Below are 16,335 nucleotides of genomic sequence, written 5' to 3' on the forward strand. Positions count from 1 at the left end.
TCCCAAGGTAGAAAGCCATGCTGTTCGTCTTCAGCAAACCCAATTTCGTTCAGATTGCCTGGAACTCCAAGGCGCCGTCTAGCCAATCCCGCGTGCGCAATGTCGAGATGGATGCGCCTCGCGGCCCGCTCGGTTTCATCCGCACGTCCAACATCGGATAATCGGGCGCTTTCCCGCTTCAAGCCGCTTCTTTCGGGGCGGCTTTTTTGTTGTCCGATTTTCAGGGGAATGGTCCATAACGCGAAGACCGCACCCGACCTCCTGCGAGGGGATGCGGCCGCCAGAATAACGCATGGTCTCTCCGGCACAACACACCGGAAATCGCTGCACTACTCAGAACGCGGAATGTTGCAGGTCCGGTACGCAACACCTGATCCGGACCTGCGGCAGTCGCCCGCCGCAGGCAAACAATTAGCCTGACATCGTTACCGGATGGTTATTGATCATTTAAGCAATGGTGAATCGCGGATTTTTTTGATTTTTTTTCGAGACATTCTCGGGCGGATACCCGGACGCAATCGCGACAGGAAACGTCCCGATTGAAGCAGGATCACAGGAGACGCAGTTCCCCGAGCCGCATTTTGCGGCAATTTTGTCGTAAATGCTCAATTTGCGGCCAGACCGGCAAGAAAGCGCACGCAAGACGGCGAGACCGTTCGACACGACAGGTCGATTGAAGAGGTTGATTTCTCTTCGGGAATACTTAGGCTGCCAGAGCGGTGAAGAGGAGATCCGGCCGACGACAGGGTTCCGCGGCCAGGATTGGAAAGAACTCCCACACTGCCGCAGCGGGGCGTGATTTTGGCCTTCCGGTGCCGAACCTCAGGCTGCTTACTGAATAATCGGGTGTCGGGCGGCAGTAAACCTGCGGCACCCTCGATCGTTGGCTGCACAAAGACTGGGAGGTCTTGCAAACATGAAGAAGCTCCTCGCGTCCACCTTTCTCGCCGTGGGCCTTTACGCCGTGGCGGGCTCGGCGCAAGCCGCGGAATGCGGCGAAGTCAGCATTGCGGAAATGAATTGGGCCTCGGCGGGCGTCGCCGCCCATGTCGACAAGTTCATCCTCGAAAACGGATATGGTTGCACCGTGGAGCTCGTCACCGGCGACACGATGCCGACCTTCGCCTCGATGAACGAGAAAGCGCAGCCCGACATGGCGCCGGAACTCTGGGTCAACGCCGTGCGCACGCCCCTCGACGCAGCGATCAAGGAAGGCCGCCTTATCCAGGCCGCGCCCCTGTTGAGCGAAGGCGGCGTCGAAGGATGGTGGATACCGAAGTTCCTCGCCGACGCGCACCCGGACATCAAGACAGTGCAGGACGCTCTGAAGCATCCGGACCTGTTCCCGGCACCGGAAAATCCGTCCACCGCCGCAATCCACAATTGCCCCTCCGGATGGAACTGCCAGGTCTCGACCGCCAATCTCTTCAAGGCGCTGGAAGCCGAAAAGGCCGGATTCGAGCTGGTCGATACCGGCTCGACCGCCGGCCTGGACGGCTCCATTGCCAATGCCTTCGAGAAGAAGACCGGCTGGCTCGGCTACTATTGGGCTCCGACCGCCATACTTGGCAAATATGAAATGACCCGCCTCTCCTTCGGCGTCGACCACGACAAGAAGGAGTGGGACGCCTGCACCGCCGTTCCCGATTGCCCGAACCCGAAGGTCAATTCCTATCCGGTCTCGGACGTCTACACGGTCGTGACGAAGTCCTTCGCGGATAAGGCCAGCGTCGCCATGGACTACGTCAAGGTACGCAAGTGGGATAACGGCACGGTGAACAAGGTTCTGGCATGGATGGACCAGAATCAGGGCACCAACGAGGACGCGGCCAAGCACTTCCTCGAGGAGTTTCCCGACATGTGGACGCAGTGGGTCAGTCCCGAGGTGGCCGAGAAGGTCAAGTTAGCCCTCTGACAAGAAGGCCGCGGTGGACGGCTGCCGGACATCCGGCCGCCGCGCCCCGCGCCTCGGAAGGCAATTGCGCGCTCATTGAGCTAACAGCGGCGAAGTGCTTGCTCTAACGTCGCAAACAGTAAAGCGGCAATGTCGTTCCGCTGTCACATTTCTCGCGCCGGGACACTTAAGAGGTCACGAGCAAGTCTGCGCAGGGCGACCGCATTGCGGCATCCCAAGACGCAGCCGGCGATATAAGACTTCCGGCCGGAAGGGGGAAAAAATGGCTATCTGCAGTTTCTTGCCGGAACTGCTCTGCAAGTTCCCGGCCATCGACGATGGCACTATCCGCATGGCGCGCAAGAGCGTCGACGACGGATTCAAGGGATTCGTGCGCAGCTATGGCGATGCGATCGACACAGTGGTCCAACCATTGCAATGGTTTCTGAACTACCTGGAACGGGCCTTCGTCAGTTCGCCCTGGATCCTGATACTGATTATCATGGTTGCCATCGTCTATCTCGGCAGCCGCAACGTGAAGATCACCACTGGCACGGCGTTGTCGATGGTGCTGATCGGGCTTGTCGGGCTCTGGAACGACACGATGATCACGCTCGCCATGGTTACGGTCTGTACCCTGATTTCGATCGTGATCGGCATCCCGATCGGCATCCTGATGGCCCGCTCCGACCGTGTGCAGGCCTTCGTCAATCCGATCCTCGATGTCATGCAGACGATGCCGAGCTTCGTCTATCTCATTCCGGTGGTGATGATCTTCGGGATCGGCAAGGTGCCCGGGCTGATCGCCGTCGTCATCTACGCCGTGCCGCCGATGATCCGGCTTACCAATCTCGGCATCCGGCTCGTCGACAAGGAAGTGCTGGAGGCCGCCGACGCCTTCGGCTCATCCGCCTGGCAGAAACTGAGGAACGTGCAGATGCCGCTGGCGCTGCCGACCATCATGGCCGGCATCAACCAGACGATCATGATGTCGCTGGCAATGGTCGTCGTCGCTTCGATGATCGGCGTCGGCGGGCTCGGCAAGAACGTGCTCCAGGCGATCGCCAACCAGTTCTTCACCGTCGGATTCCTTAACGGCTTTGCCCTCGTCGGCATCGCCATCATTTTCGATCGTACCAGCCAGGCCTTCGGAAGGCGGCTGCAAAAGCACTCGGAGGTTATTCATGGCTAGTCACGCAATCGAGGTGAAAAACCTCTACAAAATCTTCGGCCCGCGCGGCGAGGAATATGTCGATGTCGTCAAGAAGGGCATGGGCAAGGCCGAACTCAACGAGAAGCACGGTCATGTGCTCGGCCTGCAGGACATCAATATCCTGATGCCTGGCGGCTGCATCACCGTTGTCATGGGACTTTCCGGTTCCGGCAAGTCGACGCTGATTCGTCACATCAACCGGCTGATCGATCCGACGGCGGGCGAAGTGCTCTATGACGGCACCGACGTCTGCAAGATGAACGAAAACGACCTTCGCCAATTCCGCCGCCACAAGACGGCAATGGTGTTCCAGAAGTTCGCGCTGCTGCCGCACCGCACCGTCCTCGAAAACACCGTCTACGGCCTGGAGATCCAAGGTATCGAGCGGCGCGAAAGCGAAAAGCGGGCGCGCGGCTGGATCGAGCGCGTCGGCCTCAAGGGGTTCGAAAACCACTATCCGAACCAGCTTTCGGGCGGCATGCAGCAGCGCGTGGGCCTGGCCCGCGCGCTCACCAACGACGCCGACATCCTGCTGATGGACGAGGCCTATTCGGCGCTCGATCCGCTGATCCGCATGGACATGCAGACGGTGCTGCTCGATCTGCAGAAGGAACTGAAAAAGACGGTCGTCTTCATCACGCACGACCTCGACGAAGCGCTGAGGCTCGGTGACAAGATCGCGATCCTGCGCGACGGCCGCGTCGTTCAGCAGGGTACCGGTCAGCAGATCGTGCTTTCGCCAGCGGACGACTATATCACCGCCTTCGTCAAGGAAGTGAACCGCGGCCGCGTCGTGCATGTTGAGACGATCATGCGGCCGCTCTCCGGCAATCCGGAGGGCGTGTCGCTGACGGTCGGTACGGTTCTCGAAGCGGCTGCGCGGACGATGACCGGCGCGCACGTAGCCACGGGCCACGTCGTCGATGAGAACGGGAGAGCGATCGGCGCGATCGACCTCCAGGCGATCATCGCTGCCATGGTGACGCCGACGAGCCACACAGACCGCCAGGCGGCATAGGCCGGAACTGTGGTTCACCGCACGCACGAAGGGCGCTCGCGAGGGCGCCCTTTTTCCTGCTGCCCCTCCGACCCGCTACGCAGCCGACTTGAGCTTGCCGCTACTGCATGATTCCTTAGATCGGAATCGATTTAAGGATAAAGTCATGCAGCAATTCAAAGCGTTACAGCGACCTTTGCGCGTCTGAAAAGACGCGCGGCGCCGTAATGAAGCGGAACTCCTGCGTCTTGCCGCCATAGCCATAGGCCGCGGCGGACACCTCATGGACGAGCACATAGCTCTCCGGATGGACCTCTCCGAGAAGCTTGCCGAAGGCACCGTAGATCGCTTCGATGTAGTCGGCGATTTCCTGCTTGGTATTGGTGCCGTCGACGACCTTGATGTCCAGCCAGAAGCTGCTGGTCTCCTGCAACGCGATCGACTTTCCGCCGGCAAACCAGTGCTGCGAGTCGACATAACCGACCGCAACCGCGGTGACGGTTGGGTCCTTGCGCAGGTGCGCTTGTGTCAGTTTGCTGACCTCTGCCGCGATCCTTGCAGACATTTCCGGATCCGGACGTCCCGTGACGGTGACATTGATGATGGGCATGGCAAGCTCCTTTCGAGTTGTTTTTCACGTTCAGCTTGCCATCACCAACACATCAATAAAATCAAATTGTGTTGGATATATACTTCGATATCATCGAAGCATGAATGCCATCGATCCCGATCTCCTGCGCACATTCCTCGCCTTCGCCGATGGCGGTTCGCTTGCCCGCGCCGCAGCGGCAGTCAACCGCTCCCCCTCCGCCGTGACGGCGCAGATGCAGCGCCTCGAAACGCTGATCGGCGAACCGCTTCTGGCGCCGGCCGGGCGCGGACGCGCGCTGACACCGGTCGGCGAGGAACTCGTGGATCACGCCCGCCGCATCCTCGACGCGCATCGCGATGCCTGGCTCAGCCTCCGGGGCGCGCGCGCCGACGGACGGATCTCGCTCGGCAGCACGCAGGATTTTGCCGATACGATGCTGCCCGACCTCTTGCGCCGCTTCGCCCGCTCGCATCCGCGCGTTCGCCTCGACCTCAGGATCGGCAGGTCGAAGGAACTGACGACGGCCTTCGATCAGGGCCAGGTCGACATTCTGCTCACCATGCGACAGGCGCCCGCGGCCAACGAACTGCTCGTGCTGAAAGAAGAGATGATCTGGCTTTGCGCCGACGGGGGACTGGCAACGGTCGACGCGGAAGTGCCGCTGGCCGTGCTCGATCCGCCCTGCGGGTTTCGGGCAGCGGCGATCTCTGCACTCGAGGCGGCAGGCCGCCCCTTCCGGATCGCGGCAACAAGCCCGAGCCTTTCGGGCCTGCGCGCCGCCGTTATGAGCGGCATCGCCTTCACGACGCGCACGGCGCGGTTTCTGGGGCCGGGAATAGAGCGCGCACCCGCACATCTCGACCTGCCGCGCCTGCCCGCGGCCGAATTCAGCCTGCGCCTGCGAACGCACGCGGACAAGCCCGTGGCGGATCTCGCCGCTCTTCTGGCGGACGAACTGGCACAGAGAGGCGAGCCGACCCGACGATGACATGCGCCGGGTCCATGCAAGGCGACACCGTGCCTATTTACCCGATGACGATACGGAAAGCTTCGCCATCACCTCGTCGAGATTGAAGCTTGCCGGTCTTTGCCGGATCGGGAACTCCTTGAAGCTTTCGATCCATCTCGCAACGAGCGCCTGCGATGGAACCAGGATGAAGGCGCGCTCCGCCATCCACCTGTCATATTCGAACGACTCGTTGCCGCGCTCGAAGGGGTCGGCGCGCATGTTGAAGATCCAGGGGACGCGCAGATTGGTGAACTCCCTTTGCCAGACCCCGATACCGGTGTGCTCCTGGACCTTGAAGTTGACTTTCCAATCCAGCGCGCGAATCGCCACCAGTTCACCGTCATCGTTCCAGTAGAGGAATTCCCGTCGGGGCGAATCCGTTACCTCGCCGCGGAAGAACGGCATGAGGTTGTAGCCGTCGAGATGAACCTTGAAGGTCTTGGCACCCGCCTGATAACCCCCCAGGCATTTGGCCACGATATCCGGCTCGCCGGCAGCAGCGCAGAATGTTGGTATCAGGTCGTAGTGCGAGAACGGCTCGTTGTAGATGGTGCCGGGCTTGATCACACCGGGCCAACGAATGCACATCGGCACGCGGAAACCGCCTTCCCAGTTGGTCGCCTTCGCGCCGCGGAACGGCGTTGTGCCGCCGTCCGGCCAACTCATCACCTCGGCGCCGTTGTCGGTGGTATAGATGACGATCGTGTTTTCGGTGACGCCGAGATCGTCGAGCTTCTTAAGCAATTGCCCGACGTGGCCGTCATGCTCCACCATGCCGTCAGGATACAGTCCCTTGCCGGTCTTGCCCTCAGACTCGGGCTTCAGGTGGGTGAAGATATGCATGCGTGTTGAGTTGAAGTCGCAGAACCAGGGCTTCTGGGCGTTCTGCTGGCGGTCGATGAAATTCAACGCGGCGGCAAGGAATTCCTGGTCCACCGTTTCCATGCGTTTCTTCGCCAGCGCGCCCGTATCCTCGATCCGGCCGTCGGCATAGGAGTGGATGACGCCGCGCGGGCCGAAGCGTTTGCGGAATTCCGGGTTCTTCGGGTAGTCGGGATTTTCCGGCTCCTCCTCCGCATTCAAATGGTAGAGATTGCCGAAGAACTCGTCGAAGCCATGATTGGTCGGCAGAAACTCGTCCTTGTCGCCCAAATGGTTCTTGCCGAATTGGCCGGTCGCATACCCGAGCGCCTTCAGGAATTCCGCGACCGTCGGGTCCTCGGGCTGCAGGCCGACATCGGCGCCGGGCAGGCCCACCTTGGTCAGGCCGGTGCGGATCGGCGACTGCCCGGTGATGAAGGCCGCGCGTCCCGCCGTGCAGCTCTGCTCTCCGTACCAGTCGGTGAACATCGCACCTTCATTGCCGATCCGGTCGATGTTCGGCGTCCGGTATCCCATCATGCCGCGGTGGTAGATGCTCGGATTGTACCAGCCGATGTCGTCACCCATGATCATGAGAATGTTCGGCTTGGCCCCACCGGCGGCCGGTTGCGCCGCCTGCTGTGCCCTGACGGATGTCGCAAGACCTGGCGCGGACAGGGCGGCTGCGGCAAGCGCGGTCCCGGTCAGGAGCACGTCACGACGGCTGAGCCCCTGCTCTGAGCGAGTATCGCCCTTGCCTTTTTCAGATGCTGACGTTTCCTGCATCGTTCAATCCTCCCTGGAGTGAAGCACCCCGCCTCCAGGCGGAGGCACTGCAAGTCGCTAAGCTACGCGCGTTTGAGACTATCAGAGCGATGTGAGCACGCCGCTGAGGCGCGCCGATCGGTCAGATATCGACGAGCAGACGGTCTCACCGGGCCGGTCGCCGCACAAATACGTAACGGTTACGACCGTTTGAATGGACCGGTCGACGGCGCTGGTGGGCGTCGGCTACCGACTTTTCCGGCATGTTCCGGCAAAGTCTGTTGCAATCACATAAAGATATCTTTATATCTTATTGCAATTTCATTCAGCCGGGAAAAACCGATGTCCGCTTCCGCCAATGCCCTTTCCGATCTCCTTGCCCAGAAGGGCGTCCTGCTTGCCGACGGCGCGACCGGGACGTCGCTCTTTGCCATGGGGCTCGAAGCCGGCGAAGCGCCGGAGCTCTGGAACGAGGCCAAGCCGGAAAACATCACCAAGCTGCATCAGGATTTCGTCGATGCCGGCGCCGACATCATCCTCACCAACTCCTTCGGCGGCACGCGCCATCGCCTGAAACTGCACCAGGCCGAGGACCGCGTCCATGCGCTGAACAAGCGCGCAGCCGAAATCGCTCGCGCCGTTGCCGACAAGGCGCCGCGCAAGGTCATCACCGCCGGCTCCGTCGGCCCGACCGGCGAACTCCTGATCCCGCTCGGCGCGCTTTCTTATGAGGATGCCGTTGCGGCCTTTGCCGAGCAGATCGAAGGCCTGAAGGCGGGCGGCGCGGAAGTCGCCTGGATCGAGACGATGTCCTCGCCGGACGAAATCCGCGCTGCGGCGGAAGCGGCCACCAAGGTGGGCCTCGCTTACGTCTATACCGGCTCGTTCGATACCGCCGGCAAGACGATGATGGGTCTCCACCCCAAGGACATTCACGCGGTCGCCGGCGATATCGGTGAGGGCCCGGTCGCGGTCGGCGCCAATTGCGGCGTCGGCGCGTCCGACATCCTGTCTTCGCTGCTCGACATGACCGCCGCGGCCCCGGAAGCGACCGTCGTCGTCAAGGGCAATTGCGGCATTCCGGAATTCCGCGGCTCCGAGATCCATTACTCCGGCACCCCGCCGCTGATGGCGGAATATGTGCGGCTGGCGGTCGACGCCGGCGCGAAGATCATCGGCGGCTGCTGCGGCACCTCCTGCAACCATCTCGCCGCGATGCGCCTCGCGCTCGACAATCACGCGAAAGGCGAACGCCCGACGCTCGACGTCATCGTCGAGAAGATCGGCCCCTTCCGCAACAAGACCGCCGCCGAAGGCGCCTCCGCACCGCCCCGTGAACGCGGCAGCCGCCGCCGGGCCTGAGACTGCCAAACTGCGCAGCACGAAACGACAAACGCTCCGGTGCGGTATGCCCCGGAGCGTTTTTCATTTGCTTGTCATGCGAAAGATCGGGCGCCGCGACGTGCAGCACTGTCACGAAGACAGGCGTCGAACCCCAGCCTCCGTATTCTTCGCCTCGCTTGCAGACTGCTGGCGCCTGCCCTATCCCCAAGAGAGTTTCGATTCGAGGGAGACGATCCATGAGCGCCGGACCAGCCGCCTTTCCGGATAGGGACACGACCGCCGCCAAGCTTTCGAGCTTCGACGAGGCCGACCAAGCCTTCGTCAAGCTTCTGATGGAAAACACCGAGCAGGACGAGAACCTGTTGGAAGGCCTGCAGCGCCATCTCGACCTCGCCGCCGAGGCCCGGTTCCTGAATTCGCTGAAGCTTGAAAAGCTCGGCGAGTGGCTCGGCAACGAGGCGCCCGCCCGCCTGCAGATGCGCCTGATAGAAGCCGCCCGCTCCAGCCAGCATCCGGCCTATCAAGCGTTCAAGAACGGATTGACGAGATCCGGCGGCCTGCAACGCGCTTTTCCAACGGTTTGATAGAGTGTGATCCCCGACGCGCGAAAGGCCTGGTAACCAGCTCGGCTGTGTGTCTCGTGCTCATGGAGGCGCAGATCTGGCCGGATCGTAACTAAATATTACCAGAGAGATCGGAAATGGCAGCATCCACCTGTCATCTGGAAAATGACGTCTGATGCTCAGCACTCTTCCATCTTCCGAAGAGATCCATATCTCGGAAATCGCACGATACGGAAAATGCCGCCAGACAGCTGAGTAGCGAATAATCTGCGGAGTCGCGTTTTTCTGTTGCGGTAGAAGCTTGCAGGAATTCCATACGGGACCCTGCTCTTCTACAGTTGACACGTCTGCTCTGCTGTATCGCTGCCACTTCGCAGAGAATGAGTACTTCTCATACACGAGGGATTCCATGACACGTATCTCTTGGTGCGCCTTCAATGTGCCATCGGCCTTCACATTGTAGAGCACTGCTGAATAGAACGGGCCATTCTTGGTCTTGAGATAGGCTCGGTTTACCGCCTTACAGGAAACATCCTCTCTCCAAGCGTCCTCAGAGGAGGCTGGCTCCGCGGTCCATTCCCGTTCGCGCTTGAGCGTCTGGCTGGCTGGCAACAAAGCCTTCGGCGGAGTGTGGTTCATGACTGCCGCTCCGCCATACACGGCCGAACTGAGAAGTGCCGGTAGTAAGCTGGAAATAAACGCAGATAGCACAGTGTTGGCCGATGACTGTTGATGAAGCTTGACGCCTCCATAAGTTGCAATGATCGCCAGGCCCGTCAAGCTGCAGCTTCATGAAGTTCTTGATATTTGCCGCTTAGTTGTCGGAGTTTGATCCCGTGCGCCGCGGCTACTCCTTGGCGCCGGAAAGCCCCTTCGCCAGCCGCACCAGATTAACGAATTCGGCACGGTAGCCGAAGGGGTCGGCCCCCTTGGCGCCGGCCGCAAGATCGGCGACCGCGGTGTAGGAATAGCCGGAAAGCGCCGTATTTCCTGCAAGCTTCTGACCGAAGGCGGCGACGGCCGCGGAGAATCGGACGTCCGCAGACGCTTCGGCGAGCGACGGCACTGCATTCGCCTCCGTGACTGGTGTGGTGATCAACTCGCTCTTGTCGCTGTCCGGCTTCTTGTAGCGGATCTTGAGATAGGCGAGTTCGCCCGAATGCGCTGTCGCATCCGCTGCCGGTTTCTCCGCGGTCGCATAGCGCAGGTCGTCGTTGAGGACCGCCGGACTTCCCTTCGGCGTCACCTCATAGATCGCGGTGACGCTGTGGCCCGAGCCGATATCGCCGGCATCCACCCGGTCGTTGTTGAAATCCTCGCGTTTCAGTGCCCGGGTCTCGTAGCCGATGAGGCGATACTCGGCGATTGCCGCCGGATTGAACTCCACCTGCGGCTTGACGTCCTTGGCGATCGGGAAGAGCGACGAGCCCGCCTCCTCGACCAAGGTTTTCTGGGCTTCGGCAAGGGTGTCGATATAGGTGGCAACGCCGTTGCCGTTCTGGGCGATCGCCTGCATAAGCGCGTCGTTGTAGTTGCCGCGGCCGAAGCCGAGCACCGAGAGGAAGATGCCCGTCTTGCGCCTTTCCTCGACCAGCCGCTTCAGTTCCTCGTCGCTCGACGGGCCGACATTGAAGTCACCGTCGGTGGCCAGCAGGATGCGGTTGACGCCGCCCTTGACGCGAGCCTTTTCGGCCAGCCGGTACGCCGCGTCGATGCCGGCAGCGCCGGCCGTCGAGCCGCCCGGTGTCACCGTATCGATCGCTGCGAGGATCTTCGCCTTGTCCTTGACCGCCGTCGGCTCGAGTACGGTGCCGGCATTGCCGGCATAGGTGACGATCGACACTGTGTCCTCGGGCTTGAGCTTGTCGACGAGCAGCCGGAAAGCATTCTTTAAAAGCGGCAGCTTGTACGGCTCATCCATGGAGCCGGAAACGTCGATCAGGAACACGAGGTTGGCTTTCGGCGCCTCCGCAGGCACGACCTCATAGCCCTTGATCGCCACATGCATCAAGCGCGTGCCCGCGTTCCAAGGGGTCGGCGTGACGGTGACCGTCGCCTTGAACGGTTCCGCGGCCGACGTCGGGCGCGGCCAGTCATAGGGGAAGTAGTTGACCATCTCCTCGACGCGCACGGCCTCGGGCCTGGGCATCTCGCCCGCCATCAGCGAGCGGCGGACGAAGGAGTAGGAGGCCGTGTCGACATCGACGGAAAAGGTCGAGACCGGCTCGCTCGCCACACTCTTCACCGGATTGGCATCGGCGTTGCCGAAGCGCTCGCGATTCTCGACCAGCGGCGGAAGAAAGTCGCCCGGTGTCGTCGGCGCCGGCATGATCTCCATACGTCCCCGCGCCGCAAAGCCGACCGTCCCGCCGAGCGTACTTATGGGGGCCGCCGCATCGGGGGCCATTCGGCTCGCCATCGCGTCGGCTTCCGCGGCCGCCGGCGCCTCGGTTTTCATCTCTTCCGCAATTTTTGCAGCGGCCTGTGCTGGCTGCGAGCGGGCAAGCGGCGCGACGCTGTCCGCGACCGGCTTCGATTCAGTCTTCGCAGTGATCTCGGTTTCTTGTGTGGACGGCGCGTTGCTGCGGACGAATTCCAGCGTCAGGAAGGCAGCGGCGGGCACGACGATAAGTGTTGCCAGCGCCGATCCGGCAAGCAATTTCCGGTTCATGATGGGGCTCCATACCCGGTTGAGGATGGAGCTTGGACGACCGGGCATTGCTGTTCCTTGGGCGACGCTCGAATTTTCCGCCGTGTCATAGGCTTCCATAGCCGCAGCCAGCGCGCCCGCCCGCGCCTCACTCGAAGGTGTCGGCGGCAGCTTTCCGGCCAGCGTTTCAAATTCATCGGTCATGATCACACAGCCTCCTTGCCGAGCAATATCCGCAGGCGCTTGCGCGCCTCATGGACATGCCAGGAGATGGTTGCTTCCGAGCAGCCGAGCACGTCTGCCGCCGCGGCATGGCTCAGGCCTTCGGCGTAGACGAGCAGGACGGCATCGCTTTGTTTCTCCGGCAACGTCCGGACCGCTGTCCAGAGCGCCTCCTGCCGGTCCTCGTCCTCGCCGCCCGGTGTGCCCTGCGCCGCTTGATCCGACGCATAGGCTGCAAGCTTTCGCTCGTCGCGCACGCGACGGCGGCGCTGGTCGCGCGCGGCATTGAGCGTCAGGGTGTAGAGCCAGGTGCGGAAACGGCTGGTGCCACGAAAGCCGCGGATCGCGGAACCGAGGCGAATGCAGACATCCTGCGCGATATCCTCCGCGTCGGTCACGTTACCGGCCCAGCGCCAGGCAACAGCGTGGACGAAATCATAGTGGCGCTCGACCAGGAGGCTGAACGCCTCCCTGTCGCCCCTCACCGCCCTTTCAACGAGTTCCGCGTCCAAGTCCGTGCCCGCTTTCGACCTGTTTACCCGTTAGACGTCCGCTAGTAGCCATTCCTTGGGGCACCCGAAAAAAAATTATCGCGGGAACGAATCGACGACGGCGATGATCGGCCCGAGTGGAAACAGCCGGTCGTGGCGGTTGATCTCCGGCGCATAGAGGCTGGAAATCGTGCCATCGAGAAAGAGCGCATTCGGGCAATCGAGCGCGTCGCGAAACAGCGTCGCGAAATCGTGAAAGCGCACCGGGCGCTTTGACACCACGAAAACGACCTCGCCCGAAGTCGTCACGCCGACGCCGTTGCGGGTTTTCAAACTGTCGCTATTCGGCAGGAAGCGCGGATGGAGCGCCCCGTCGATCACCAGCATCGGGCCGGACTGTGTCGCAAAGCGCGGCTTGATGCTCGCGGCGCGATAGGCTTCCGCCGCCATCACCCCCGCCTTGCCGTCCCCGACATAGAAGACGCCGTTCGGCAACAGATGGAAATTGCCCCAGCCGGAATTGGTGTTGAGCGGCGCCTGCTCCACCCCTTCTTCGACATGCAGGCCGACCGGTGACAGGTCCTCGTGGTACATGCCACCATTCATGGCGAAGACGATATATTTGTCGCGGTGGCGCAGTTCGAGCGACAGCGCCTTGAAGGATTTGAACGGCACGCCCGCCTGGTCCTTGTTGTAGAGGCGGATGTCGCTTGCGGCCGGATCGAACGAGCAGACGATGTAGTCCTCGCCGAGGTGGGTGACGCTACGGCAGGCGGCGTCTATGGGTCCGGCCAGTGCCGGCTCGGCAAAACCCGCCGTGAGAATGGCAGCACCGACAAGGAAGGCTTTCGAAAACGACGGCATGGTTCGCGACTCGAAGCGGATCGTGACGTAGCATCGCATGGATTGCGGCGAAAATTGATGCTTGCGTTCGCGATCGCGGAAAGCCCCTCATCCGCCTGCCGGCACCTTCTCCCCGCAAGCGAGGCGAAGGGACTCGCCGTGCCCCTCGGCCAGCTAGCCGAACTGGAAGAAGGGACGAACCGCCCTCTTAAGTCCCTTCTCTCCGCCTGCGGGGAGAGGGTCAGTCCTCGGTTTAAACCCGAGGAGAGGGGCAATCCGGGTCGGCTACAAACTCAGCGCCGCCATGTGGAAACTGAGTTGCGCATCCGGGTAGCGATAGTCTCGCCCCGCCGGACAGGCATCGCGCGAAAGGCACCCGCGCGCGAGGCATCCGCCCACCCCCTCCTCGGATCTCAGATGCGCGCGACAGCGGCCGACATCGAATGCCGCGGCAGCCAAGGCATCAGCCGGACAGGCGGAGATGCACGGTTTTTCGACACAAGCGTCGCAAGGATGGCCGGCTGAAACTTGCCCCGTCTGCGGCAGGACCCAATCGAGGCCGAGCGCTCCCCGATACCCGTGCCAGAGGCCGTACTGCGGGTGGATAAGGATCCCGAGCGGCGAAGCCTTCAGCCTCTCGGCCCGCATTGCCCACTGCTGAAAGGGCTGCCACGGCGGATCGGAAGGGAAATAGGCGATAGCGCCGGCCGCGTCCGCGACAGGCCGGATCACCTGCTTCGACCAGTTGTCGAGCGGATCGGTACCGCCGCCGTCCGGTTCACACTGCCTCCAGCGGCTGAAAGACTCCCACAGCGAGCCGCCGATATTGCCGATGAGCACGACGCTCGCGGCCGGCGTGCCGTCCGCGAGCATCGGAGCGGCCTCGCCGCCGGCAAAATTCACGGTGCCGCGCAAAAAAAGACCGTGCGGCGCGAGCGCCGCACGGATTGTTTCAAGCAATTGGTCCGCCGATGGAACCGTCATTTCGGTTTCGGCCCCTGTAGTTCGTAATGCGGGCGCCAGACCTCCTTCTGGATCATGTCGGCCACCTGCGCCGCGCCGCCTTGCTCCCTGGCTCGCTCGGGAGCCTTTCAGGTGAAGGCGTCCGGCATGGAGTCCTTGCGCTTGGCAATGTACTCCTTCAGAGCGTCGTCGATCGCCGGATCGAGGTACGGTGCCTCATAGTGTTCGAGCCAGGTGCGGGCCAGCGCATTGGCGCGCTGTTCGATCCGCTTCTCGCCTTCGATTTCCCACTGCTCGAAGGAATTGTTGTCGGCGAGCGGCGAGCGGTAGAAGGCCGTCTGGAAGTTCGCCTGCGTGTGGGCGCAGCCGAGATAGTGGCTGCCCGGCCCGACCTCGCGAATCGCGTCCAGCGCCTGGGCGTTTTCGGAAAGGTCCACGCCTTCGGCCATCTTCTGCATCATGCCGAGCTGATCCTGGTCGATCATGAATTTCTCGTAGGACGAGACGAGACCGCCTTCGAGCCAGCCGGCCGCGTGCAGCACGAAGTTGGTGCCCGCAAGCAGCGTCATGTTGAGCGTGTTGGCCGATTCGTGCGCGGCCTGCGCATCGGGAACCTTGGAGCCGCAGAGCGAACCGCCTGTACGGAACGGCAGGCCGAGGCGGCGGGCAAGCTGCGCTGCGCCGTAGGAAACGAGCGACGGCTCCGGCGTACCGAAAGTCGGCGCGCCCGACTGCATCGAGATCGACGCCGCGAAAGTGCCGAACAGCACCGGCGCACCCTTGCGGATGAGCTGGGTGAAGGAGGCGCCCGCAAGCACTTCGGCAAGGATCTGCGTCAGCGTGCCGGCGACGGTGACCGGGCTCATCGCGCCCGACAGAATGAACGGCGAAAGCACGCAGGCCTGGTTGTGGCGTGCATAGACCTTGAGCGCGCCCACCATGGTCTCGTCGAAAACCATCGGCGAGTTGGCGTTGATGAGGTTCAACGTCACTGTATTCTTCTCGACGAAATCATCGCCGAAAACGATCTTCGCCATCGCGATCGTGTCTTCGGCGCGTTCCGGCGCCGTGACCGAGCCCATGAATGGCTTGTCGGAATATTTGATATGGCTGTAGACCATATCGAGATGGCGCTTGTTGACCGGGATGTCGACCGGCTCGCAGACAGTGCCGCCGGACGAATGCATCGACGGCGCCATGTAGGCAAGCTTCACGAAATTGCGGAAGTCTTCGATTGTCGCATAACGGCGGTTGCCTTCGAGGTCGCGCACGAAGGGCGGGCCGTAGACCGGTGCAAAGATGGTTGCCTTGCCGCCGACATGCGCACTGCGCTCAGGATTGCGCGCATGCCAGGTGAAGTCCGACGGAGCGGTCTTCAGAAGTTCGCGGCAGAGCCCCTTCGGGAAATGGACGCGCTGGCCGCGCACGTCGGCGCCGGCTGCCTTCCAGAGATCGAGCGCTTCGGCATCATCGCGAAATTCGATGCCGATTTCCTCGAGCACGGTGTCGGCGTTGCGCTCGATGAGCTGCAGGCCTTCCTCGTCGAGCACTTCGTATTCGCGAATCCTGCGCTGGATATAGGGCAGAGACGGTCCCGGGCCGCCGCCGGTGCGGGATGCACGGCGCGCCGCCGCTCCCCGTCCTTCGCCACGCGCACGGCGTCCGCCGCCTTCAACCGCGCCTTGATCTGTCACGTCGCTCATTCGCTCATTCCTCTCCCGCCGCGCCTTTCTGGCTCTCCAAGGGACGCGGCAACGCTTTGATTAAGTGGCGCATATTTCTTCCGAAGGTCGAGACCAATGGTCGAAGCCATGCACCGGGATCGATTTTGGGCTAATGCTACCAAGCCGCCGAACCGGTACGGGTCTCAATGCGCCAACACGTGGCGCATCTCAGACACTCAACCTTGAGATCCGTCAAGGATCGAC

The 16,335-nt window shown here is 62.1% G+C and carries 15 protein-coding genes; 7 read left to right on the forward strand and 8 right to left on the reverse strand.

Annotated features, from left to right (window positions below):
• The first annotated feature begins 17 nt into the window (after positions 1-17).
• The 4 genes from FKV68_RS11110 to FKV68_RS11125 all read left to right on the forward strand — a co-directional run bounded on the left by FKV68_RS11110 (position 18) and on the right by FKV68_RS11125 (position 4,125).
• Positions 18-161 carry a hypothetical protein gene (locus FKV68_RS11110; protein WP_180937907.1) on the forward strand — a complete coding sequence of 48 codons (144 nt, stop codon included), beginning with the start codon at positions 18-20 and terminating at the stop codon, positions 159-161.
• 755 nt (positions 162-916) lie between these two features.
• Positions 917-1,915 carry an ABC transporter substrate-binding protein gene (locus FKV68_RS11115; RefSeq protein WP_180937908.1) on the forward strand — a complete coding sequence of 333 codons (999 nt, stop codon included), beginning with the start codon at positions 917-919 and terminating at the stop codon, positions 1,913-1,915.
• Positions 1,916-2,177: 262 nt separating this feature from the next.
• Entirely contained in the window at positions 2,178-3,086 is a 909-nt protein-coding gene (locus FKV68_RS11120; RefSeq protein WP_180937909.1) for an ABC transporter permease, read from the forward strand.
• The gene (locus tag FKV68_RS11125; RefSeq protein ID WP_180937910.1) at positions 3,079-4,125 is read left to right on the forward strand and encodes a quaternary amine ABC transporter ATP-binding protein; all 1,047 of its coding nucleotides are present in this window, start codon (positions 3,079-3,081) and stop codon (positions 4,123-4,125) included. Before FKV68_RS11120 ends, FKV68_RS11125 begins: the two co-directional genes overlap by 8 nt.
• Before the next feature lie 163 nt (positions 4,126-4,288).
• On the opposite strand, the gene FKV68_RS11130 is transcribed toward FKV68_RS11125, so the two are convergent.
• Positions 4,289-4,714 (reverse strand): tautomerase family protein, encoded by a 426-nt coding sequence (locus tag FKV68_RS11130; RefSeq protein ID WP_180937911.1) that lies wholly within the window; start codon positions 4,712-4,714, stop codon positions 4,289-4,291.
• Positions 4,715-4,814: 100 nt separating this feature from the next.
• Between FKV68_RS11130 and FKV68_RS11135 the strand changes: the two genes are divergently transcribed.
• Positions 4,815-5,684: a LysR substrate-binding domain-containing protein gene (locus tag FKV68_RS11135; protein WP_180937912.1), complete on the forward strand. Its 870-nt coding sequence runs from the start codon at positions 4,815-4,817 to the stop codon at positions 5,682-5,684.
• 33 nt (positions 5,685-5,717) lie between these two features.
• Here the strand turns inward: FKV68_RS11135 and FKV68_RS11140 are convergent, their stop codons facing one another.
• The gene (locus tag FKV68_RS11140; protein ID WP_180937913.1) at positions 5,718-7,352 is read right to left on the reverse strand and encodes an arylsulfatase; all 1,635 of its coding nucleotides are present in this window, start codon (positions 7,350-7,352) and stop codon (positions 5,718-5,720) included.
• Between the two features lie 321 nt (positions 7,353-7,673).
• On the opposite strand from FKV68_RS11140, the gene bmt reads away from it, so the two are divergent.
• Positions 7,674-8,693: a betaine--homocysteine S-methyltransferase gene (gene bmt / locus FKV68_RS11145; RefSeq protein WP_180937914.1), complete on the forward strand. Its 1,020-nt coding sequence runs from the start codon at positions 7,674-7,676 to the stop codon at positions 8,691-8,693.
• A gap of 218 nt (positions 8,694-8,911) precedes the next feature.
• The gene (locus tag FKV68_RS11150; RefSeq protein WP_180937915.1) at positions 8,912-9,259 is read left to right on the forward strand and encodes a hypothetical protein; all 348 of its coding nucleotides are present in this window, start codon (positions 8,912-8,914) and stop codon (positions 9,257-9,259) included.
• A gap of 60 nt (positions 9,260-9,319) precedes the next feature.
• Here the strand turns inward: FKV68_RS11150 and FKV68_RS11155 are convergent, their stop codons facing one another.
• The 6 genes from FKV68_RS11155 to FKV68_RS11180 form a co-directional block, all read right to left on the reverse strand.
• Positions 9,320-9,877, reverse strand: a complete 558-nt coding sequence (locus FKV68_RS11155; protein ID WP_180937916.1) for a hypothetical protein — start codon at positions 9,875-9,877, stop codon at positions 9,320-9,322.
• A gap of 208 nt (positions 9,878-10,085) precedes the next feature.
• Positions 10,086-12,092 carry a vWA domain-containing protein gene (locus FKV68_RS11160; protein ID WP_180937917.1) on the reverse strand — a complete coding sequence of 669 codons (2,007 nt, stop codon included), beginning with the start codon at positions 12,090-12,092 and terminating at the stop codon, positions 10,086-10,088.
• Positions 12,093-12,094: 2 nt separating this feature from the next.
• The gene (locus FKV68_RS11165) at positions 12,095-12,622 is read right to left on the reverse strand and encodes an RNA polymerase sigma factor (RefSeq protein WP_180937918.1); all 528 of its coding nucleotides are present in this window, start codon (positions 12,620-12,622) and stop codon (positions 12,095-12,097) included.
• 75 nt (positions 12,623-12,697) lie between these two features.
• Positions 12,698-13,465 carry a phosphodiester glycosidase family protein gene (locus FKV68_RS11170; RefSeq protein WP_180937919.1) on the reverse strand — a complete coding sequence of 256 codons (768 nt, stop codon included), beginning with the start codon at positions 13,463-13,465 and terminating at the stop codon, positions 12,698-12,700.
• A 264-nt stretch (positions 13,466-13,729) separates the two neighbouring features.
• Positions 13,730-14,428 carry a 4Fe-4S dicluster domain-containing protein gene (locus FKV68_RS11175; RefSeq protein WP_180937920.1) on the reverse strand — a complete coding sequence of 233 codons (699 nt, stop codon included), beginning with the start codon at positions 14,426-14,428 and terminating at the stop codon, positions 13,730-13,732.
• A gap of 107 nt (positions 14,429-14,535) precedes the next feature.
• Positions 14,536-16,110, reverse strand: a complete 1,575-nt coding sequence (locus tag FKV68_RS11180) for a trimethylamine methyltransferase family protein (RefSeq protein WP_180937921.1) — start codon at positions 16,108-16,110, stop codon at positions 14,536-14,538.
• Positions 16,111-16,335 lie beyond the last annotated feature (225 nt).

It is taken from the genome of Sinorhizobium mexicanum, assembly GCF_013488225.1.
In the GTDB taxonomy this organism is placed as follows: domain Bacteria; phylum Pseudomonadota; class Alphaproteobacteria; order Rhizobiales; family Rhizobiaceae; genus Sinorhizobium; species Sinorhizobium mexicanum.